The sequence below is a fragment of the Priestia sp. FSL W8-0524 genome, assembly GCF_038005965.1.
Taxonomy (GTDB): domain Bacteria; phylum Bacillota; class Bacilli; order Bacillales; family Bacillaceae_H; genus Priestia; species Priestia zanthoxyli.
Map to the genome: position 1 here is coordinate 4,750,626 of NZ_JBBOUG010000001.1, position 20,414 is coordinate 4,771,039.

Sequence of the window (20,414 nt, forward strand, 5' to 3'; positions counted from 1 at the left end):
TTTTTATTTTACTATCGGTCAAAGTTTTAAATTATACATCTTCATGCACGAATTAAAGTGAGCGAACGAACTGAACGTGCCCCAGCTTCCTGCAAACACTTTGCCGCTTGGCGCACGGTTGCTCCTGTTGTATAAATGTCATCAATCAAGAGAAATTCTTGATTCGTAACCATTGAGGAGTCGACTACTTTAAATTCCAGCCTTTCTGTCAGCCGACTTCGCCTATTTTTCTTTGATTGCTTTGTTCCTGAACAACGAACAAGAGGCATTTCTATGTTGTCACTGATCAGTTCAGCTAGTGCTAAAGATTGGTTAAACCCTCTTTCGTATAATCTCTCCTCCGTTAAAGGTACAGGAACTAGTATAGCTTTTGGGTTACATTCTTTTTTATAGAACTTATACCACTGCTCCTTGAATGCTTGGATAATTTCATAGTCTCCTTGAAATTTAAAACGCTCTATTATGCTTTGCATAAAATCACTGTACGTATAAAGAGAACGGTTAAAAAAAGAAGCATCATTCCATTTCTGACAGTCCTTACATGTGTCTAGCTCATAATGAGAAGGAGCCAGGTCTGCAAGAGAGCGGCCGCATCCCCTGCAAACGCTACTGGTGATGATGGGACATCTTTGCAAGCAAACAGTGCAAATCCTATCCGTTGAAGAAGATTTTAACAATGACCTCCAATCGAAAGAAGAGACAAGAGGTTCAAAACAAATCAGACATATTGTCATCGATCAATCAGCTCTTCCTTATAAGCTAGAGCATTCATATGTTCAATATGTCCTTTTGCTTTTCGCATAGACAGAGATTGTCCATAATGAAAAAAGACCACGTCTCCCGTTGGAAATTGAGCACTCCTCCCCACCCTTCCTGAAATCTGCACAAGAGCACTTTCAGTAAAAATCGTTTCTTCTGCTCCCAATACTGCAACATCTATGTTGGGCACCGTTACGCCTCGCTCCAATATGGTTGTCGTTACTAAAATAACGAGCTGCCCTTCTCTAAATTTCATTACTTTTTCTTTTCGCTGGGAATCTTCAGCATGGACACCGTCTACCTTTTCGGTCAGCTTTCGAATCATGTCTGTGATCGGAGCAATCCACTTAATTTGCGGGACGAAGACAAAGCATTGTTTCCCTTCATCTATTCTTTTTTTTACCCATTTCTCAACATTAGCAGGCAAGGTATCTGTTTTTATTTTTTTCTTCCAATTGCCACACCATTCAAACCGAGGAACAGGAATAAGCATTCGGTGATAGCGGGCTGGAATTTTAACTACTTGTTTTTTTCCTTGCTCAACGTCTTTTTTTAATGATTCACTTGGAGTCGCTGTTAAATAAATCTTTGACGCAACGTGTTTAGCTGCTTTTGCAACAGCATAGTGCAGCATAGGCTCTGTTGAATACGGGAATGCATCTACTTCGTCAATAATCAGCACATCGAATGCTTGATAATAATGCAAAAGTTGATGAGTGGTGGAAATAATAAGAGAGGATTCATGAAAACGGTCTTCGCTGCCTCCATACATAGCCAGCACAGATATATCCGGAAATGCCGATTGAATTCTTGGCTTTAACTCAATAACCACGTCTGTTCTTGGAGTAGCAATACAGACTTTCTTTCCGCTGTTCAACGCGGATTCAATACCTTTAAATAAAATTTCCGTTTTTCCTGCTCCGCAAACAGCCCAAATTAACAGCTCTCCATCCTTTTTTATAGCTTGAATGAGTTCATTTGAAGCACGTTCTTGAGCTTTAGACAGCGTGCCTTTCCAATTCATCACGCTGCTTTTTGGCAGGACATTACTTGCTGGCCCTTCCCAGTTTATAAAGGGTGTGCATTCACTTACTTTGCCCATTACAATACATGCTCGGCAATAGTAGCAGTTCTGGTGACATCTACTGCATGGAAATGAAGCGAAATAAAAAGGGCTATCACTTCCACACCGGTTGCATCTGTATCGATTTTCTTTTTGGGTAATTGCTTTTTGATAGGAAATATATCCGTTTAGGTAATGTTCATGAATGAGGGGTAAAGGATAGGGAGTCTGATTGAGTAGCAGCTGCTTTCCGCTTAAAGAGCGCTGAAGATCTAAAGAGTAAGGGTATGAAGGATTTAAAGGTGGAGTTCTCCACGTATCGATTTGAGAGAGAGGAAAAGCATCAGGACTAGGCACTTGAACGGGATCTAGCAGTTCTTGTTTAACAGTAAAAAGCATCTCTTCATTCCTTTCCATTTTTATCGTACACATCTATATACGCAAAAAAAGGTGTTTTTTCCTGCAAAAAAACCAAATCAAATGATTTGGTTTTCGATTACTTTTTATACCAGCCTATACCGATGGCACCTTCACCTAAATGCGTGCCAATGACAGCCCCAAAATAAGAAAGGCTCCATTCAATATGAGGATATTCTTGTTCTAAGTCTCGTTGAATTTCTTTTGCTTCATTTTCACGATTAGAATGAATAACTACAGCTTTCATAGGTACGTTTTCTTTTGCATCTTCATCAAGAAGCTCGGTAATTCGTTTTAATGCTCGCTTACGCGTACGAATTTTTTCAAACGGAACGATTTTTTTAGATTCAAAATGGAGCACGGGCTTTACTTGAAGAAGACTGCCAATAATAGCCTGAGCAGCATTTAGGCGACCTCCGCGCTGTAAGTGAGATAAATCATCTACCATAAAATAAGCACGCATTGATAGTTTCATCTCTTCGAAACGCGCAATGATTTCGTCAGGATGTTTATTTAATCGGACCATCTCGGCTCCTTCAATCGCATAAAAGCCCTGAACCATACAGCTGATTTCTGAATCAAATACGTGCACATCAAAGTCTTCTACCATGCTACCTGCCGTCAAAGCACCCTGATACGTTCCGCTAATTCCACTAGATAACGTAATAACGATAGCAGCATCGAACTGATCTCGTTTTAACTGTTCAAACAACTCTACAAATTCTCCAATAGCAGGCTGAGAAGTGGTTGGAAGATTTTTTGCTTCTTTAATTTTTTCAAAATATTGATTTGCAGTCATATCTACTTCTTCACGATATGTTTCTTCACCAAAAATAACGCTTAGCGGTACCATATGTATATGATAGTTTGATCGAATTTCCTCTGATATATAGGCGGTACTATCTGTAATAATTGCTGTTTTCATAAGATAGGGATCCATCCTTTGTTATATAAAATAATTTCACTCTATTCTACAACATTTAGGATTAAAATGCATGTAACGAGAGGTTTACCTATTAGTAAAAGCTCCTTCACGTATACATATTAATTAACAAACCTTGAATTTCCCCTACCTGCTTGAGTAAATTTAAACTGTCTTTTTCTTTTTGAAGGATATCGTTTGTCAAGTCAACTAGTTTCGTATCCACTTCTTTCACTAGCTTATATACTTTAGTGGTTCCTCTGTGGTTAAATCCTCTTTCTTCATGCAGTTCAAAACCATTTTTAACGACTTCGTTCATAAACTGCTTCACAAGCGTCTTGTATTTCCGCAAAGAATCAATAGTTTGACTTTTTACTAACTGCTTTCCCTGTTCTTCAATTTTATTTATCACTTGAGTTAAATGTTCATAGGTCAGTTCTTTTTGTTTCTTTACCATTACTCCTGTAAATGAAGCCGAACTACTTACTTCTTTTTCTCTAATGAGATTCACGGAAGAAGAAAGACCGTTAATTCGCTGTAACTCCACTATGTATCTCTCCTTTCTCTGTTAGTATACACTTCATTCAGTTTAGACTTTTAGATGCGCTTGCTTGATTAGCTGAAAAGTTTCGAGAGGCATCTGATGCGTGGATATGATGATTATCCTTTAGCTAAGAGTAATACGTATGTGCTGTTCATAAGAAGACAGCTTGTTTTTGCGGGGCGAAGAGGTAACTTTAGGCGTCTCTTTTAACACTTCATTCCAAGCGTTAGAAAGCTTCTTCATCATTTGTTGAACTTCACATAAAATAAACGTATCTTTTTTTAAATTAGCCATAATTAATCTCTCAGACATATAGTTGTAAAGGGTATCTAACTGCTCTGCAATAATACCTGCTTGATATGTTAAGCCAATTCCTAGACGATATAAAATATCGTTGCACTGTTTAATTTTTTCATTCGCTGTAAAATAATCGCTGTGTTGAATTGCTCTAACAGCTTCATCAATATTTTGAATAAATTTTTCATACATCATAGCTGTTAGCTCTTGAGGAGATTTATGATAGATTAATTCTTCCGTTATAAAATTCAGCTTCATCACCTTCTTGCCTTCTTTAAATCCATTTTCTATGTGTTGCGCTATAACTCTTAAATTTTTAAAGTATACCAGTTGAGGTTTGAATAAATTCTTTTACGACCTCATATGTATCTGAATGTATTGAAGACCTTCCTTTACAAGAGCTTGCATCAAATGGATGGACATTGTTTTGAGGTATGGATGCTTTTGTCGAAAGTTGAAGGACGAGTAAATGCACAGAGGTATCACCCTTCGCCTTCCTAGAAGATATCTTCTTCCCTTAACTTATCGGTTGGTTTCCTCTCTCATTACACATGACTTTTTACCCACAATTTCAAAAAAAGTTATAAAAAGAAAAAAAAAGTCCGATATACCTAGCGGTATATCGGACTTTTGAACTTATCTTACTTCTACCCAACCGTTTTTGATTGCCACAACAACAGCTTGCGTGCGATCATTTACATTCATTTTTTGCAAAATATTACTCACATGGTTTTTAACGGTTTTTTCACTAATATATAATGCTTCTCCGATTCCTCGGTTACTTTTACCATCAGCCAACAATTGTAGCACTTCGCACTCACGACGTGTTAACAAATGCAGTGGACGGCGAATCTCAATTGGTTCGTGCGGATAAGAAGACGACTGTCCTTGAGCTGCTAGTCGACGGTACTCTTTTACTAAACTATGTGTTACTTTAGGGTGTAAATATGAACCACCTTCTGCAACTACTTTCACCGCTTCAATTAACGCATCCGCATCCATTTCTTTTAGCAGATAGCCTCGTGCCCCTGTTTGCAAGGCATGAGTTACATACGTCTCATCATCATGAATAGATAAGATAATAACTTTAGCATCCGGATTTACTTCTACAAGCTTTTTCGTAGCTTCTACACCATTCACAGCCGGCATGTTAATATCCATGATTACAACATCAGGTTGATGTTCTTCTACAAGGTCAATAACTTCGCTACCGTCGTCACCTTCTGCAACTACTTCAAAATCTTTTTCGAAATCTAAAATTCTTTTTACTCCTTCACGGAATAATTGGTGATCGTCGATTATGATAATTCTTGTCTGCATGTTTGATTCCTCCCCAAATCGAACAACAAATGTTTTACTCTATATTGACCCCTATTTATATACATATCTCTGCCTTTTTAAGCGGCTATAATCGGTACTTTAATCATAACAAGCGTGCCTTGGTTAATTTTCGAATGAACAGAAATAGTCCCATCTAACAAATCAACACGCTCTTTCATTCCTATTAAGCCGAACGAATTCTCTTTTTTCTCTTCTTGATTAAAACCACAGCCGTCATCTTTGACCAGCAAAATAGCGTGTTCATTGTTGAACTCTATCTTCACCTGGATTTCCGTCGCGTCTGCATGTTTTAATGCGTTCGTTACAGCTTCTTGCACTAGACGAAACAGTGCTACTTCTAATTTTGAAGCAGTTCGCTTCTCTTGTCCAATGGAAATAAACGTAATCCGAGGCTTGCCTTCGTTATAATCTTCGATTGTATCAAGATATTTACGCAGCGTCGGAATTAGACCTAAGTCGTCAAGTGCCATCGGTCTTAAATCATATATAATTCGACGTACTTCGTATAGGGCAGAACGAACCATTTTTCGTAAATCTCGAATTTCCTCCATTGCTTCTTTTGCACTACGTTCCCGGTAAATTCGGTCAATTAATTCCGATCTCATCATAACATTTGCAAGCATTTGAGCTGGGCCGTCATGAATCTCTCTTGACAAACGTTTCCGTTCCTCTTCCTGAGCTTCAATAATCCGAAAGCCAAAATACTCTTTTTGAATAGCATCTTCTACTATTTCCCCTACTTGTTTTAAGTCACTTGTTAAATAATTTAACACAACGGAAATTTGACCTACTAAGTGATCTGCACGTTTAATCGTTTCTTCCAATGTAAGCAAGCGTCTTTCTAGTTCATCTCGACGATTACGCAGCTGATATTCGCTTTGCTGATTCATCAGCAGCTTAGTTTGTAATTCGTGTGCTTTTTCATAAGCATCTTTTACTTCAGGCTCTGAATAAATTTGAAAATGTCGGCTCACATCAGACAAACGCTTTCGAGCCAACCTTGCCTGAGTTTCCAATTTATCACCTTGCTCTATCGTCTCAAGAACTTTTCCTTTTAACACTTCTAACTCTTCTTTAATTTGCTGATATTCTTGTCTGGCATCTTCAGAAAGGCGATAGACTTCATTTTTACTATCTCCCACTGTGCCAATAATCTTCTCAAAAATTTCATCAAGTGCCTTGCTTGTTAATTTATGTTTCGACATTTACTCACCCCAAACTATACTCACATTCGGAGAAATGTCTATACGTTCATGCTATATATAGTATTCGTATGACCTATCTGAATTGTGAGGATAAGATCCATATTTTCTCCCTATCTGACTTTTTATATCCAAAAAGTAACGGTTGTTTTAGTACCCTCAAACTCGACATCAATCGACGCTTGACTCGCGTTATTTGAATAGATTACCATTTACGCTCACTCTTCAACAGTGACTAACTGCCTGTTTAAATCATTTCATTATTTAGCTATACAAGCCTGCACACTATTTTATTATAACGTATATTCTGTATGGCTTGTTTAAGTGATGTTGAATTTGATTAATTGATGTCTTTTCATAAACATTTTATACTAATAGCAAGTAAACAGTACGTAAATACCCGTTTTTCTTCTATTTATAACGCTAAGGAGGATTTTTTGATTGTTATCACAATATTATACCGTAAAACAAGAAGGTTCACATGAAATCACTATTCAAAAATCTAGATTCATTTGTCATATGAAACGTGTAACAACTGAGGAAGAAGCTCAGCAATTTATTCAAGACATTAAAAAACAGCACTGGAATGCTACTCATAACTGTTCAGCTTACCTAATTGGAGAACGAGATCAATTTCAAAAAGCAAACGATGATGGAGAACCAAGTGGAACAGCAGGCGTACCAATGTTAGAAGTGCTTAAAAAGAGAGGCTTAAAAGATACGGTAGTCGTCGTTACGCGCTATTTCGGAGGTATTAAATTGGGCGCAGGTGGATTAGTGCGCGCGTATGGAAAATCCGTTTCCGAAGCGTTAAATGAATTAGGTACAGTCAAACGAACTCTCATGGCGGTTATGCATACAACCGTCGACTATACATGGCTTGGAAAATTAGAAAATGAGCTTCGCAGTTCCGTTTATCTATTAAAAGAAATCCACTACGCAGACATGGTAGAGATTGAAACATTTGTAGAGGAAGCTCAAACAGAAGCATTTACTGAATGGATGACCGAGCTAACAAACGGCCAAGCAGATATTCGAGCAGGTGAGACGACCTATTTAGAAGAAGATGTAGAATGAATTATTTACTCTTATTAAAAAACATTGTACAATTGATAAATAGCGCAACTATTCTGATGGTTGCGCTACTTGTCAATGAGTAAAAACCTCGTAAAGACGCATAGCTTTGACGAGTTTGATTCATACATTCCAATTTATAACACATACTAAGTGTCACAATAAGTGTTCGAATATACGAATAAAAGGAGAAACCGTATGGCTCAATATAGACGTTTTCAAAAAAGAGTAAACAAACGGAAAAGAAAACGAAGGCTTTTTACATTTTTTCTGTTACCTATCCTTATTTTAGGGCTTTCTGCAACCGCTTATGGCTCTTATTTATTTGTTAAGGCTAAAACAGTAGCTTCTGATTCTTATGAAGGACTTGGAGATCGCGATAACTCTCCTATGCGTGATCGTAAAATCGATCCCAAAAAAGATGATATATCCATTTTATTTATGGGCGTAGATGACAGTGAAACCAGGAAGTTCGGAAAATCAGCCCGTACAGATGCTTTGATTTTGGCGACCTTTAACGAAACAAATAAAACCGTAAAGCTTGTAAGCATACCTCGAGATTCGCGGGTTTATATACCTGAAGTGAACAAAAAAGATAAAATTACGCATGCGCATGCGTACGGAGGTCCAAAAGCAACTGTAGAAACGGTAGAACAGCTGTTTAATGTCCCTGTTGATTACTATGTTAAAGTGAATTTTAAAGCTTTCACAGACATTGTAGACTCACTTGGGGGAATCGATTTTGATGTACCTTATGCGATGAGTGAAAAGGACTCAAAAGATCGTCATAATGCTATTGTCTTAAAACCAGGAAACCAACATTTAAATGGTGAAGAAGCGTTAGCTGTTGCTCGAACACGAAAACAAGACAACGATATTGAGCGAGGAAAAAGACAGCAGCAGTTGATCGAAGCCATGATTAAAAAAGCTGCTTCCATTGGATCACTTAATAAATATGGCAATCTTATCGAAGCTGTTGGCGATAATATGAAAACGAATTTAATGTTCGGTGAAATGCTTTCGTTTTATGATTACGCTTCGAAAAAAGTAGACATCGAAACCATTAACTTAGACGGTAGCGATGAAAAAATTAACGGCGTTTACTACTTCAAACTAGACAATGATTCAGTGGAAAAAGTAAGTGAAAAGCTCCGCAAGCATTTAGGCATTGAATCAACTTCAGATACAACAGAATAATTAAAAAGACCTCTTGGATATCCAAGAGGTCTTTTTAATTAATTTTTTAAACGAAGCCCACGAACCATGTTAAGAATTGGCCTATATGTCTTATCAACTAATCCTATTTTTTCAACGATAATTTCAATCGCCACAAGGAGGATAGCTAGTACAAGAAAAGACCCCCACATTGTTTGTACCTTTGAAAAGATAACTGCCGCTAAGCCAAATATCGCACTCATTCCATAAATAATTAAAACCGTTTGTCTATGGCTGTACCCTAAGCGCAACAAGCAATGATGCAAATGAGATTTATCAGGAGCCGATAGCGGTTGATTTTTTACGATTCGGCGAATAATAGCAAAGAACGTATCTGAAATTGGTACCCCTAAAATAATAACTGGAACAATGAAGGAAATAACCGCTACATTTTTAAATCCTAACAGAGACAATACAGAAATCATATAGCCTAAAAATAGTGCTCCTGTATCGCCCATGAAAATCTTAGCGGGGTGAAAGTTGTAAAACAAAAATCCGAGCGTACTTCCCAATACGATGAAACCCATGCTTGTCACAAACACATTACCCATCATAATAGCCATACCAGAGATGGTAATCAATACAATAGAGGAAACGCCGGCAGCTAATCCATCCAATCCATCAATTAAATTAATAGCATTGGTAATTCCTACAATCCATAATACCGTAATTGGAATACTTAACATTCCGAATTCTAATTTTCCGCCAAACGGCAAGTTAATGAAGTCAATTTGGACTCCACCGTATACAACAACAATTAATGTCGCTACTAGCTGACCGCCTAATTTAATTTTAGCGGATAGCTCAATCATATCATCTAAGACACCGGTAATGATGATAATGATGCTTCCGATTAAAATCGGCAGCGCATATTTACTGTCAGGCTGTAAAACGAGGTATCCAATAAGAAAACTAAAAAATATCGCCAAACCTCCAAGGCGAGGCATAATTTTTTGATGAACTTTTCGTTGATTTGGTTTATCCGTTGCACCTATTTTAAACGCCAGCTTCTTAACCAGCGGAGTGATCAGAATAGATGTAATAAAACAAATAAACAAGGTCAAATATAGCATGGAGACCCTCCTCAGGTTTATGTTAACCAAAACCATAAAAAATGTATCCAACTTTATATAATTGGATAGTATTTCAAATTGCGTATAACAATAATTACTTACTTATTCCCAAAATGGATTATATCACAATGATTCTACTACTTAAATAGAAATTTATTCTCAAAAATTAGCACATTTACAAACTATTAATAGAAAAGAACTGTATTTTTTGGTGTATAAACAGCTGATTTACTTTATTCTTATGTGGTTATTTTATGTAGAACATTTTCTTTACTATATTTTATTAAAATATAAGCGAACTCCCCCCTTTTCGTCTAATTTATTCGTCATCTTTAACTCTTTTTCCTTTTTATTAAGCATATTTAAACCTTTATTTTTATTTCACATGGCCCCACTCATTATATGAACAAACTTTTGACCTATGCATGTCCACTACGTCAAACCACATTCGCTGAATCGTTGTCCTTATCTTATATCATTTAAAAGTTAAAATATAGTGAAATGGACAGAGATAAAATCAAACAAAAAAAGGAATTTTATCAAAAAAATGAAACTTTTTTTGATACGGTTCGTAATACATAGTAGAAACAGTATCAATCATCTTACATAAAGGGGGTGTTGAATGAACTATGTTTGGTCTATCTGTTCAAACAGTGTATTTGTATGGATTAATTATCTGCGGAAGTCTCACCTTCTTATACATTTTATTTAGCGATTTGTTAGATGGATTATCTGAAGCAATACCTTTTTTTAACCCCACTCTTCTTTTTTCTTTTTTAACATTCTTTAGTGCCAGTGGATATTTGTTCACCTATACGTCATTGCAAAATTATTGGATTATTTCGATTTCCGCTCTTATTGCCCTTCTACTCGTTATTTTGCTCAACGTTTTCGTATTGATTCCTTTATCATCGGCTGAAGAGTCTCTTGCTTTTACTGAAGATTCGTTAAAAGGAAGACTTGGTACCATTATTACTTCCGTTCCTGCAGATGGTTATGGAGAAGTATTTATCGAAGGGGTTAGCGGCACGATCTCCAAACCCGCTGCCAGCTTTAAAAACACTGCTATACCTTTAGGCAGCAAAGTGCTTGTGGTAGATATACAAAGGGGCAACGCACTCGTTGTGATTTACGAAGAAGTTATGACCAATCACTCATTATAAATAGTATTAGGGGGAGTTTTATGTTTTCAACACCTATATTAGTTGTCGTTGGAATTGTTGTTTTTTTATTAATTGCGCTGATTGCCGTATTTATTACAAAATACCGTACAGCAGGTCCAGATGAAGCGTTAATTGTAACAGGGAGCTATCTCGGAAATAAAAACGTGCACGTCGATGAATCCGGAAACCGCATTAAAATTGTTCGCGGCGGCGGTACGTTTGTGCTGCCAGTTTTTCAGCAGGCTGAGCCTCTGAGCTTGTTGTCAAGCAAACTGGAAGTATCTACACCTGAAGTATATACAGAACAAGGTGTTCCAGTTATGGCTGATGGGGTATCAATCATCAAAATTGGAGGTTCTATTTCAGAAATCGCAACGGCCGCTGAGCAGTTTTTGGGCAAAGCAAAAGAAGATCGTGAAACCGAAGCTAGAGAAGTCTTAGAAGGTCACCTTCGTTCGATTCTTGGTTCTATGACGGTCGAAGAAATTTATAAAAACCGTGAAAAATTCTCTCAAGAAGTACAGCGCGTAGCTTCACAAGATCTAGCTAAAATGGGATTAATTATTGTATCGTTTACAATTAAAGACGTTCGGGATAAGAACGGCTATCTAGAATCGCTAGGGAAGCCTCGTATTGCTCAAGTTAAGCGAGATGCTGACATTGCAACAGCGGAAGCTGAAAAAGAAACAAGAATCAAGCGTGCCGAGGCTCATAAAGATGCCCAAAAAGCGGAGCTTGAGCGAAATACAGAAATCGCGGAAGCTGAAAAAATGAATCAATTAAAAACCGCTGAATATCGTCGCGAACAAGATATTGCCAAAGCTCGTGCTGACCAAGCGTATGATCTAGAAACAGCTCGCGCGAAACAAGATGTAACAGAACAAGAAATGCAAATCCGCATTATTGAACGTCAGAAACAAATTGAATTAGAAGAAAAAGAAATTCTTCGTCGTGAGCGTCAATACGATTCTGAAGTAAAAAAGAAAGCAGATGCAGATCGTTACTCTGTTGAGCAATCCGCAGAAGCTGAAAAAGCAAAACAGCTTGCGGAAGCTGACGCCAACAAATATCGAATTGAAGCAATGGCTAAAGCTGAAGCTGAACGCGTTCGAATTGATGGTTTAGCAAAAGCTGACGCTCAGCGTGCCCAAGGTGAATCTGAAGCTGAGATTATCCGCTTAAAAGGTTTAGCAGAAGCAGAGGCTAAACAAAAAGTTGCGGAAGCATTCGAGCAGTTTGGTCAAGCGGCTATTTTAGATATGATTATCAAAATGCTTCCTGAATATGCAAAACAAGTTGCAAGTCCTTTAGCAAATATCGATAAAATTACGGTTGTGGATACAGGAAGCAACGGTGAAAACAGCGGAGCTAATAAAGTGACTGGTTATGCAACAAACTTAATGTCTTCTCTTCAAGAATCGCTGAAAGCATCCTCAGGTATAGATGTAAAGGAATTGATTGAGAACTTTTCTGGAAAAGGAAATGTGCGCCAGAGCTTGCACGAACTAACGGATGAAATCAAGCAACAAAACAAAAAAGAAGATATCTAAAAATAAAAAGCATGCGGATATCATCCGCATGCTTTTTTAACCTCTTAACACTCGAAGAAGAAACCTAGGCAATTCTAACTGACGCTTCCATCTCCATGGTTCTTTTAATAGTCGATAAAGCCACTCTAAACCAAATTTTTGAAAAACAGCCGGTGCCCGGTTCAATCGTCCTGAAATAACATCAAACGAGCCGCCTACGCCTTGATAAACAGAAGGATTGAGTTTTTCTTTATGAGCAATAATCCAATTTTCTTGCGCTGGACTGCCTAAAGCGACAAACACAATTTCTGCTCCTGAATCATTAATCGTACGTTCAATGACTTCTTCATTTTTTTCATAGCCATTTAATGTTCCAACAATTAAAATCCCTGGAAACATCTCTTCCAATTTAGCTTTGGCTTCATCTGCAATGCCGGGCTTGGCTCCGTATAAAAAAATTCTTTTACCGTTATTAGTTGCTTCTTTGCACAGCTTCAGCATCATATCAATACCCGTTACACGCTCACGAATACGTCCCTTTTTGAGCTTTGAAGCTAAAATCACACCGATTCCATCTGGAATTTGATAAGTCGCTTGATTTAACAGTGACTTTAGTTCCTGATCTTCTTGTGCTTTCATAATTTTTTCAGGATTGATTGCTACAATAAATGATTTTCGGCCTTTATCTATATCCTGAAGTAACTTTGCCGCTAGCTCATCGTACGTGTCGCTACAAACGTCTATTCCTAAGATGTTTTCCTTCATTAAATCACCCGTATGTTGATTTTTTAGTTTTTTACAAACGAAAGACAGGCTGTTCAGCCCGTCTTTTTATAAAGTAGAAACTTTTGAATCACCAAGTAACACTACGTCAAAGCCTGCTGCTTTCCATTGATCACGCTGAATGCAGTTTTTCGTATCAAAAATAATCTTTGTACGCATATGATTTTCAACAGCTGATGGAAGAAGCTCTTTGAACTCATTATGATCTGTTAAAATAAGAATCACATCTGCATGTGCAACAGCTTCATCCAAACTTTGCGTCTGACGTTCGATTTTATTCTCTTTGATATGAGGATCAAATGCTGTGTAATCAACACCTAGCTTTTCTAAGTGATGAAGCACATCCGTTGATGGACTTTCACGCATATCATCAATATTTCCTTTAAAAGCTAAACCTAAAACAGCTACACGTCCATGTTGAATGCCCTTCTCATCTAGTAGGCTTTTCGTTTTTAATGCTGTATATTCAGGCATTGAATCATTTGTCTGACGAGAAAGAGAAATAATTTTTGCAAGTTCTGGCTGAAGCTCCGTTAAGAACCAAGGGTCAACAGCAATACAGTGGCCGCCTACACCAGGACCTGGTAAATGGATGTTTACACGTGGATGATAGTTCGCTAACTTAATCGCTTCCCACGCATTTACACCAATTTTTTCACTGATTTTTGCCAGCTCATTTGCAAAGGCAATGTTCACATCACGATATGTGTTTTCAATTACTTTCACCATTTCAGCTGTTGTAGCATCCGTTACGTGAATATTTCCTTTTACAAATGTTTTATAAAGCTCAACAGTCAAGCGACTGGACTCTTCGTTAATACCACCGACAATACGGTCATTATTTACTAGTTCCTCAAATACTTTTCCTGGAATAACACGTTCAGGTGAGTGAGAAACAAATAACTCACTGCCTAATTCTAAACCAGTTTCTTTTAGCACAGGTAGCATAACGTCTTCTACTGTACGCGGAGGAACTGTGGATTCTAAAATAACTAAATTTCCTTTACGAACGTAAGGAACAATTGATTTTGTCGCTTCTCGAACATAGTTCAAGTTTGCCGTTTTATCTTCATTAATTGGTGATGGTACAGCAATAATAAAAATATCCGCCTCTTCAGCTGTTGTGCCTACCGTAAAGTGGCCGTTGTCAACTGCTGATTCTAAACGTTCTTGTAAGCCATTTTCTTCTATATGAAGTTGCTTATTTTTAATTAATTCTACTGCTTTTTCATTTACGTCAACACCATGTACATATAAGCCGTGATTGGCAAACATAACAGCTGTCGGTAAACCTATATATCCTAAACCAACTACACACAATTTCTTTGTCATTGCAGAAAATCTCCTTTATATGACATGCTTAATAAATAAAACCTATCTGATATTATATCGAAAAATGTCATTTCATGATAGCATTTATATAAAAACATGAAATAATTTCTTTTACTTATTATTATGTAACATTTTATGAGAATTCATCAATAAACGATATAACCATCTTTTGTACAACGGGCTCTAACCCAAAAGAACTATTGAAAATCTCCATGATTCCCAATAGTTCTCCTAGTAAATCTATTTTTACATATGCCCTTCTTTTTCGACAATTTCTCTAAAATAGCTCACTAACTCTTCTCGCAGCGGTTCTCTTTGTAAGGCTAAATCAATTGTTGCTTTAATGAATCCAAATTTATCTCCAACATCATAACGTTTTCCTTCGAAATAATAAGCAAGAACACGTTGAAATTCATTCAGACGTAAAATAGCATCTGTTAATTGAATTTCTCCACCTGCACCAATCTCTTCTCTGCTTAAGATATCAAAAATTTCCGGTGTTAAAATATAGCGCCCCATAATTGCATAGCCTGAAGGGGCATCTTCTGGATTCGGTTTTTCAACGAGCGTTTCTACGTCTAATAATCCTTTTTCAAGAGGCTCTCCTTTAGGGCCTACAATTCCGTACTTTGAGGTTTCTTTCCTAGGCACCTCCTGTACACCAACTACAGCGCATTCATATTTTTCGTATACGTCCATTAACTGTTTCAAACAAGGTGTTTCTGATTGAACTACATCATCCCCTAGCATAACAGCAAACGGTTCATCTCCGATAAAACTTCTTGCACAGTGAATGGCATGACCTAATCCTTTAGGTTCCTTTTGACGAATGTAGTGAACATTAGCCAAATTCGAAATCCCCTGCACTTCTTCAAGCATGTCCCACTTTTCCTTTGCCGCTAATGTTTCTTCTAGCTCATATGATTTATCAAAATGATCCTCGATTGCTCGTTTTCCGCGACCGCTTACAATTAAAATATCTTCAATACCTGATGCTACTGCTTCTTCCACAATGTATTGAATCGTTGGTTTATCTACAATTGGCAGCATTTCTTTAGGCTGTGCTTTTGTAGCCGGCAAAAAGCGTGTCCCTAATCCAGCTGCTGGAATAATAGCTTTACGAATTTTCACTTACTTTTCCTCCTGTCAATGTCAATCGTGCTTATTGGTTATAGTATAGTAAGTCTTCGATTGAGTATGTACACAAAGTCATGTTGAATCCATTTCTTTTTATAAAGAGTCATGTTGGATTCTGCTTTATCATAACAAAAGATTTTGTATAATTCTATTTTTATCATTTATAATGAAAAGAAAATTAATCACTTATAAATATAATTTTATGTTCCACTTATGTATAGAAAGGAATGGGATTATGAGTTCGTTTTCAGATCACTTACAGCACCAATTTATACATCATTTCCCGTACAGTGATGCACGCTATCGTACAAATGCCCAAGCAGGACTAGACCTTTACCGTACCCATTCATTCTTCATTTTGCACAATGATGAACAGATATTAAACGTTAAAATCGATTCGTTTTATGTTGAACTAAACAAACAGCTGCTCCCTGAAAGTACCTGTTCTTGTCAGCATAACGGATTTTGTGAACACTGCTTTGCAGCGTTTTTTTATATGTATTCATTAATAGAACCGCTTTCGCCCCTATTCAAAGAATGGCGAAACCATGAGAAAGAAGCTTTGACTATGCTATCTGCCAAACAAGTGTTAAAAAAACCCAAGGCAACTTTTCAAGAGTGGAGACAAACTTTTGAGGAGCAGTATACGCTTTTTATGCAGGGGCGGAACGAAAATGACCGGTCCATTTATCATGAATATTATCAGTACTATTACCGTTCTTTAGTGAAAAAAGCTCCTGAGCATCCATTGCTTTATGCTTTATTTTGTATGTATGGAGCGGTTCATACATTTTATAAACTATCAGCTCAATTACAGGCACATCAGCTTTCTACTAACATCGAGGAATCATTCGTATATAGTCACGTCTACAAAATAACAAATGAAATTTATGCTACCGCTGATTCATTAAAGCAAACGAAATACGATCGGGATGCATTATCTATTATAGAGGACAGCATCCCATACATCCGAGAATTATTGCATAATGATATGCCTTTACAATATGAGCGTATTGAAATTTATCGCGTTATTTGGCAAAAAGTCTTCACGTTAGAAAGATGGCGAAAAAATGAGGAACGCGAATTAAAAGCCAAGCATGGTTCTTTTATAAATAATACAGCTCTTTCCTATCTTTTATTTCTTCAAGAAAAAGATAGAGAAGCAAAAGAACGTTTGAGCGATGGAACATTACAAATGATTCCCTATCTTATCCCTTGGTTAAATGATTTATTGCACGAAAAAGAAACTGACCGCTTTGCTCAGTGGGGCTCTTATATAATGACCTATATAGGAGATTACGTACGCACCGTTCCAACTACTTATCAAGGAAGCCGAAATATGGTCTCCATGATTGTAAATTTATTTCAGCACTATAAAGACTTAACGAACGAGCAAACTTTGTATACGGAAGCATTACAAACATTACTTCCCTATAGTTTTATTGAATACAGTGATTTTCTATATGCTTCTAACCAATTAAAAAAATGGGTTGAATTACAGGTGCTTCTTCAATATGACAGCATTAAATATGACGAGCAAACGATAGAGGCCTTAAAACAAAAAGATGAAAAGCTGGTTATTCCTCTTTATCATCAAATGATTTCAAAGCTGATTTATGAAAAAAAGAAAAGCAGTTATCAAGAAGCCTATATCTACTTACAAGAATTAAAAAGACTTTATCTACAAATGAATCGCTCTCTACTATGGGAACATTATATAGAAGAATTAGCGATAAAAACGAAGAAACAGCGCGCATTTCAACAACTATTAGAAAAAGGAGATTTACTGAATGTTTGATTTGTTTCATTTAACACTTGAAGTCGAACCTGTACACGATGACTTTTTTCTCTACTGTGTATCACCTAGCGGCCAAATTTTGCTCCCTGATACATGGAAAGATGCGCTGTTTCTATGGCATGAACAGACCTATTACGGAAGTGAAGCTACACAGGTTGAGATTAATGGAAAAAAAGGAATTCTTCTTTCTTCATGGCAAATGTTCACTTTCATACAATCACCTATTCAACAGCATGTGTTGAAACCGGCTTTGTCCGCTTCAGCGGAAGATTATCAGCAAATTGCAGTCGATATGACAAAGAAGATTATCCAAGGGAAATTTCATTCTCTTCCTTTAAAAAAACAAATGACTGGATCGCTTTCACAAGCTGATGAGCAAGAGTGGCGAGCACAAATTAAAGAGAGCCTATTAAAAAAAGAAGGAAAAGACTTTTTAATAAGCATAGGAGGCGAGAGCTATAATCCTCCCTTTGACCTTTCATTGCGTGTTGTAGAGCCAACGACCGATGGAGATGTATGGACGGCTGAAACATTTGTGATTCCCCACGATGAAGCCAAAGAACCTTTTATACTGGGAAGAACACTTCCTAAAGAGTGGAATCACTACGAATCATATATCGCTTACGAACACGAACGATGGAAAGCATTGGCTCCTACTTTATACCAAAAAGGAGCGTTTATTCAGTCTGTCCTAACAGATGAGGAAGTATGGGAATTTCTAACTCAAGATAGTGCAGCATTGATTGAACAAGGTGTCTCTATCCATTTGCCAAGCTGGTGGGAATCATTAAAAAAAGCCACCATAAAAGTATCTGGCGCTATAGAAAATACTTCATCTGCATTGTTTGGTAAACAAGCTATCAGCAGCTTCCGCTGGTCATTTTCTATTGGCGATCAAACTTTTTCAGAAGAAGAGTTTCGGAAATTAGTCGAACAAAAACGCCGATTATTATCTATTAACGGACAGTGGATTCAACTGGATTCTAGATTAATTAAACAAGCGCAGAAAATTGTTAAAGAAGCTAGTAAAAAAGGCGTCTCAATTCATGAAATTTTAAAAACGAAGCTAACCTACATGGCAGACAGTAAAACTGATGAAGAAGAGGTAAAAGTTGAATTCCAACTCCCCGCTTCCTTTCAATCATTTATTACATCCTTAACGGATTTAGAACGGCTGCCGGAAGTGCTGCCTCCCTCTGAATTTAAAGGGATATTAAGACCTTATCAGCAGCAAGGCTTGAATTGGCTCATGTTTTTGAGAAAGTTTAACTTAGGAGGATGTCTAGCAGATGACATGGGGCTAGGTAAAACCATTCAATTAATTAGTTATTTAACAAACATTCATCAGTTACATAGCTTTCCTTCTCTTATCGTTTGCCCAACTTCTTTAATTGGAAACTGGGAAAAAGAATTACAGAAATTTGCCCCTTCTCTTCGTGTTCATGTTCATTACGGGCCGAAAAGAACCGGCGGAGATGCATTTGAGAAGATATGTGAAAGTACTGACGTGGTGATTACGACTTATCAAGTTGCCCTTTTGGATGTCGAATTGTTGAAAGGGTTTATATGGAACAGCATTTCCTTAGACGAAGCGCAACATGTTAAAAACCCGCAGACTAAACAGGCGAGAGCCATTCGTCAGCTGCAAGGAAGACACAAAATTGCGCTTACTGGAACTCCAATTGAAAACCGTCTGCTGGAACTATGGTCATTATTTGAATTCATCAATCCCGGTTACTTAGGAACAATCAATTCATTTAAAAACCGATTTGTAGCCGGCATTGAAAAAGGCGAGAAACCTGAACGAACTGTTGAGCTTAAAGCACTCATTCAACCTTTCTTATTGAGAAGAACAAAACAAGATAAAAGCATCGCCCGCTCACTGCCTGATAAACAAGAACAAAAAGAATATATCCCGCTGACAGCGGAACAAGCTTCACTTTACCAGGAGCTAGTTCAAGAAATGCTTCAAGAAACAGAGGAAAAAACAGGATTTGAACGAAAAGGCATGATTTTGCAAACACTAAATAAGCTAAAATTATTATGCAATCATCCAGCTTTGTACTTAAAGGAAAGTGCAGCTAAACAAACGGTACGGCGATCTCATAAAAGTGAAAAAATTATTGAACTCGTAGAGAGCATTCGCACACAGCAAGAAAGCTGTTTAATCTTTACTCAGTATATTGAAACAGGACTCATGCTACAACGAACCTTAGAAAAAGAAATCAACGAGCCGGTTTTATTCCTTCACGGAAGTTTGTCAAAAGAGCAAAGAGATGAAATGGTTGCTCAATTTCAAGCAAGGAAAAAAGCCATCTTTATCCTTTCTCTTCGCGCAGGTGGAACTGGATTGAATTTAACAGCTGCAAATCACGTTATTCATTTTGACCGATGGTGGAACCCAGCCGTTGAAAACCAGGCAACCGATCGGGCCCATCGCATTGGTCAGAATAAATTTGTTCATGTTCATAAATTCATTACAAGAGGAACGATTGAAGAAAAAATTGATGAAGTGATCAATCAAAAACAACATCTAAACAATGAACTCATCCAAGGAGATCAATGGGTAACAGAACTTTCGAATAAAGAGCTACAAGAGCTTCTTGCTTACAGAAATGAATAAGAAAAATTATAAAATGTGTTACACCGTTACCAAAAAGAGGACTTTTTTACTTGTCCTCTTTTTTTATTAGATCATTCGACACAAAAAAATAAGTGTAAATCGTTCTTCAACTACTGATAAAGATACAAAAAACGCGATAAAT

At 37.2% G+C, this 20,414-nt stretch carries 17 protein-coding genes; 6 read left to right on the forward strand and 11 right to left on the reverse strand.

Annotation, left to right across the window (positions count from 1 at the left end; genetic code table 11):
- Positions 1 to 41: 41 nt before the first annotated feature.
- From NST66_RS24880 to NST66_RS24910, 7 genes are all read right to left on the reverse strand, one after another.
- The gene (locus tag NST66_RS24880) at positions 42 to 734 is read right to left on the reverse strand and encodes a ComF family protein (protein WP_028412011.1); all 693 of its coding nucleotides are present in this window, start codon (positions 732 to 734) and stop codon (positions 42 to 44) included.
- A complete protein-coding gene (locus NST66_RS24885; protein ID WP_251440682.1) occupies positions 731 to 2,221 on the reverse strand; it encodes a DEAD/DEAH box helicase in 1,491 nt (496 codons plus the stop codon). Before NST66_RS24885 ends, NST66_RS24880 begins: the two co-directional genes overlap by 4 nt.
- 97 nt (positions 2,222 to 2,318) lie before the next feature.
- Positions 2,319 to 3,164 carry a DegV family protein gene (locus NST66_RS24890; protein WP_033580406.1) on the reverse strand — a complete coding sequence of 282 codons (846 nt, stop codon included), beginning with the start codon at positions 3,162 to 3,164 and terminating at the stop codon, positions 2,319 to 2,321.
- Between the two features lie 106 nt (positions 3,165 to 3,270).
- Complete coding sequence (locus tag NST66_RS24895) at positions 3,271 to 3,708, reverse strand: YaaR family protein (RefSeq protein ID WP_033580405.1); 438 nt, start codon at positions 3,706 to 3,708, stop codon at positions 3,271 to 3,273.
- A 120-nt stretch (positions 3,709 to 3,828) separates the two neighbouring features.
- Positions 3,829 to 4,260, reverse strand: a complete 432-nt coding sequence (gene fliS / locus NST66_RS24900) for a flagellar export chaperone FliS (RefSeq protein WP_081732844.1) — start codon at positions 4,258 to 4,260, stop codon at positions 3,829 to 3,831.
- A gap of 378 nt (positions 4,261 to 4,638) precedes the next feature.
- Complete coding sequence (locus NST66_RS24905; RefSeq protein ID WP_013059772.1) at positions 4,639 to 5,322, reverse strand: response regulator; 684 nt, start codon at positions 5,320 to 5,322, stop codon at positions 4,639 to 4,641.
- Positions 5,323 to 5,399: 77 nt separating this feature from the next.
- Positions 5,400 to 6,548, reverse strand: coding sequence for a sensor histidine kinase (locus NST66_RS24910; RefSeq protein ID WP_013059773.1), 1,149 nt, complete (start codon positions 6,546 to 6,548; stop codon positions 5,400 to 5,402).
- 438 nt (positions 6,549 to 6,986) lie between these two features.
- Here NST66_RS24910 and NST66_RS24915 point away from each other — a divergent pair, with 438 nt between their 5' ends.
- Positions 6,987 to 7,622 (forward strand): YigZ family protein, encoded by a 636-nt coding sequence (locus NST66_RS24915; RefSeq protein WP_013085443.1) that lies wholly within the window; start codon positions 6,987 to 6,989, stop codon positions 7,620 to 7,622.
- A gap of 195 nt (positions 7,623 to 7,817) precedes the next feature.
- Positions 7,818 to 8,816: an LCP family protein gene (locus NST66_RS24920; RefSeq protein ID WP_028412005.1), complete on the forward strand. Its 999-nt coding sequence runs from the start codon at positions 7,818 to 7,820 to the stop codon at positions 8,814 to 8,816.
- A gap of 38 nt (positions 8,817 to 8,854) precedes the next feature.
- Here NST66_RS24920 and NST66_RS24925 read toward each other — a convergent pair whose 3' ends face one another.
- Positions 8,855 to 9,907, reverse strand: a complete 1,053-nt coding sequence (locus NST66_RS24925; RefSeq protein ID WP_013059776.1) for a glycosyltransferase family 4 protein — start codon at positions 9,905 to 9,907, stop codon at positions 8,855 to 8,857.
- A 629-nt stretch (positions 9,908 to 10,536) separates the two neighbouring features.
- Between NST66_RS24925 and NST66_RS24930 the strand changes: the two genes are divergently transcribed.
- Entirely contained in the window at positions 10,537 to 11,070 is a 534-nt protein-coding gene (locus NST66_RS24930; RefSeq protein ID WP_013059777.1) for an NfeD family protein, read from the forward strand.
- 20 nt (positions 11,071 to 11,090) lie between these two features.
- Positions 11,091 to 12,620, forward strand: a complete 1,530-nt coding sequence (locus tag NST66_RS24935) for a flotillin family protein (protein ID WP_028412004.1) — start codon at positions 11,091 to 11,093, stop codon at positions 12,618 to 12,620.
- Between the two features lie 36 nt (positions 12,621 to 12,656).
- On the opposite strand, the gene NST66_RS24940 is transcribed toward NST66_RS24935, so the two are convergent.
- The 3 genes from NST66_RS24940 to galU form a co-directional block, all read right to left on the reverse strand.
- The gene (locus NST66_RS24940; protein WP_028412003.1) at positions 12,657 to 13,364 is read right to left on the reverse strand and encodes a WecB/TagA/CpsF family glycosyltransferase; all 708 of its coding nucleotides are present in this window, start codon (positions 13,362 to 13,364) and stop codon (positions 12,657 to 12,659) included.
- A 66-nt stretch (positions 13,365 to 13,430) separates the two neighbouring features.
- A complete protein-coding gene (locus tag NST66_RS24945; RefSeq protein ID WP_028412002.1) occupies positions 13,431 to 14,714 on the reverse strand; it encodes a nucleotide sugar dehydrogenase in 1,284 nt (427 codons plus the stop codon).
- A gap of 246 nt (positions 14,715 to 14,960) precedes the next feature.
- Positions 14,961 to 15,845: a UTP--glucose-1-phosphate uridylyltransferase GalU gene (galU, locus tag NST66_RS24950; RefSeq protein WP_028412001.1), complete on the reverse strand. Its 885-nt coding sequence runs from the start codon at positions 15,843 to 15,845 to the stop codon at positions 14,961 to 14,963.
- 241 nt (positions 15,846 to 16,086) lie between these two features.
- Here galU and NST66_RS24955 point away from each other — a divergent pair, with 241 nt between their 5' ends.
- Together NST66_RS24955 and NST66_RS24960 are read left to right on the forward strand one after the other, a co-directional pair.
- Positions 16,087 to 17,649: a hypothetical protein gene (locus NST66_RS24955; protein WP_028412000.1), complete on the forward strand. Its 1,563-nt coding sequence runs from the start codon at positions 16,087 to 16,089 to the stop codon at positions 17,647 to 17,649.
- Positions 17,642 to 20,272 (forward strand): DEAD/DEAH box helicase, encoded by a 2,631-nt coding sequence (locus NST66_RS24960; RefSeq protein ID WP_033580403.1) that lies wholly within the window; start codon positions 17,642 to 17,644, stop codon positions 20,270 to 20,272. The genes NST66_RS24955 and NST66_RS24960 overlap by 8 nt, the downstream gene beginning before the upstream one ends.
- The last annotated feature ends 142 nt before the right edge of the window (positions 20,273 to 20,414 follow it).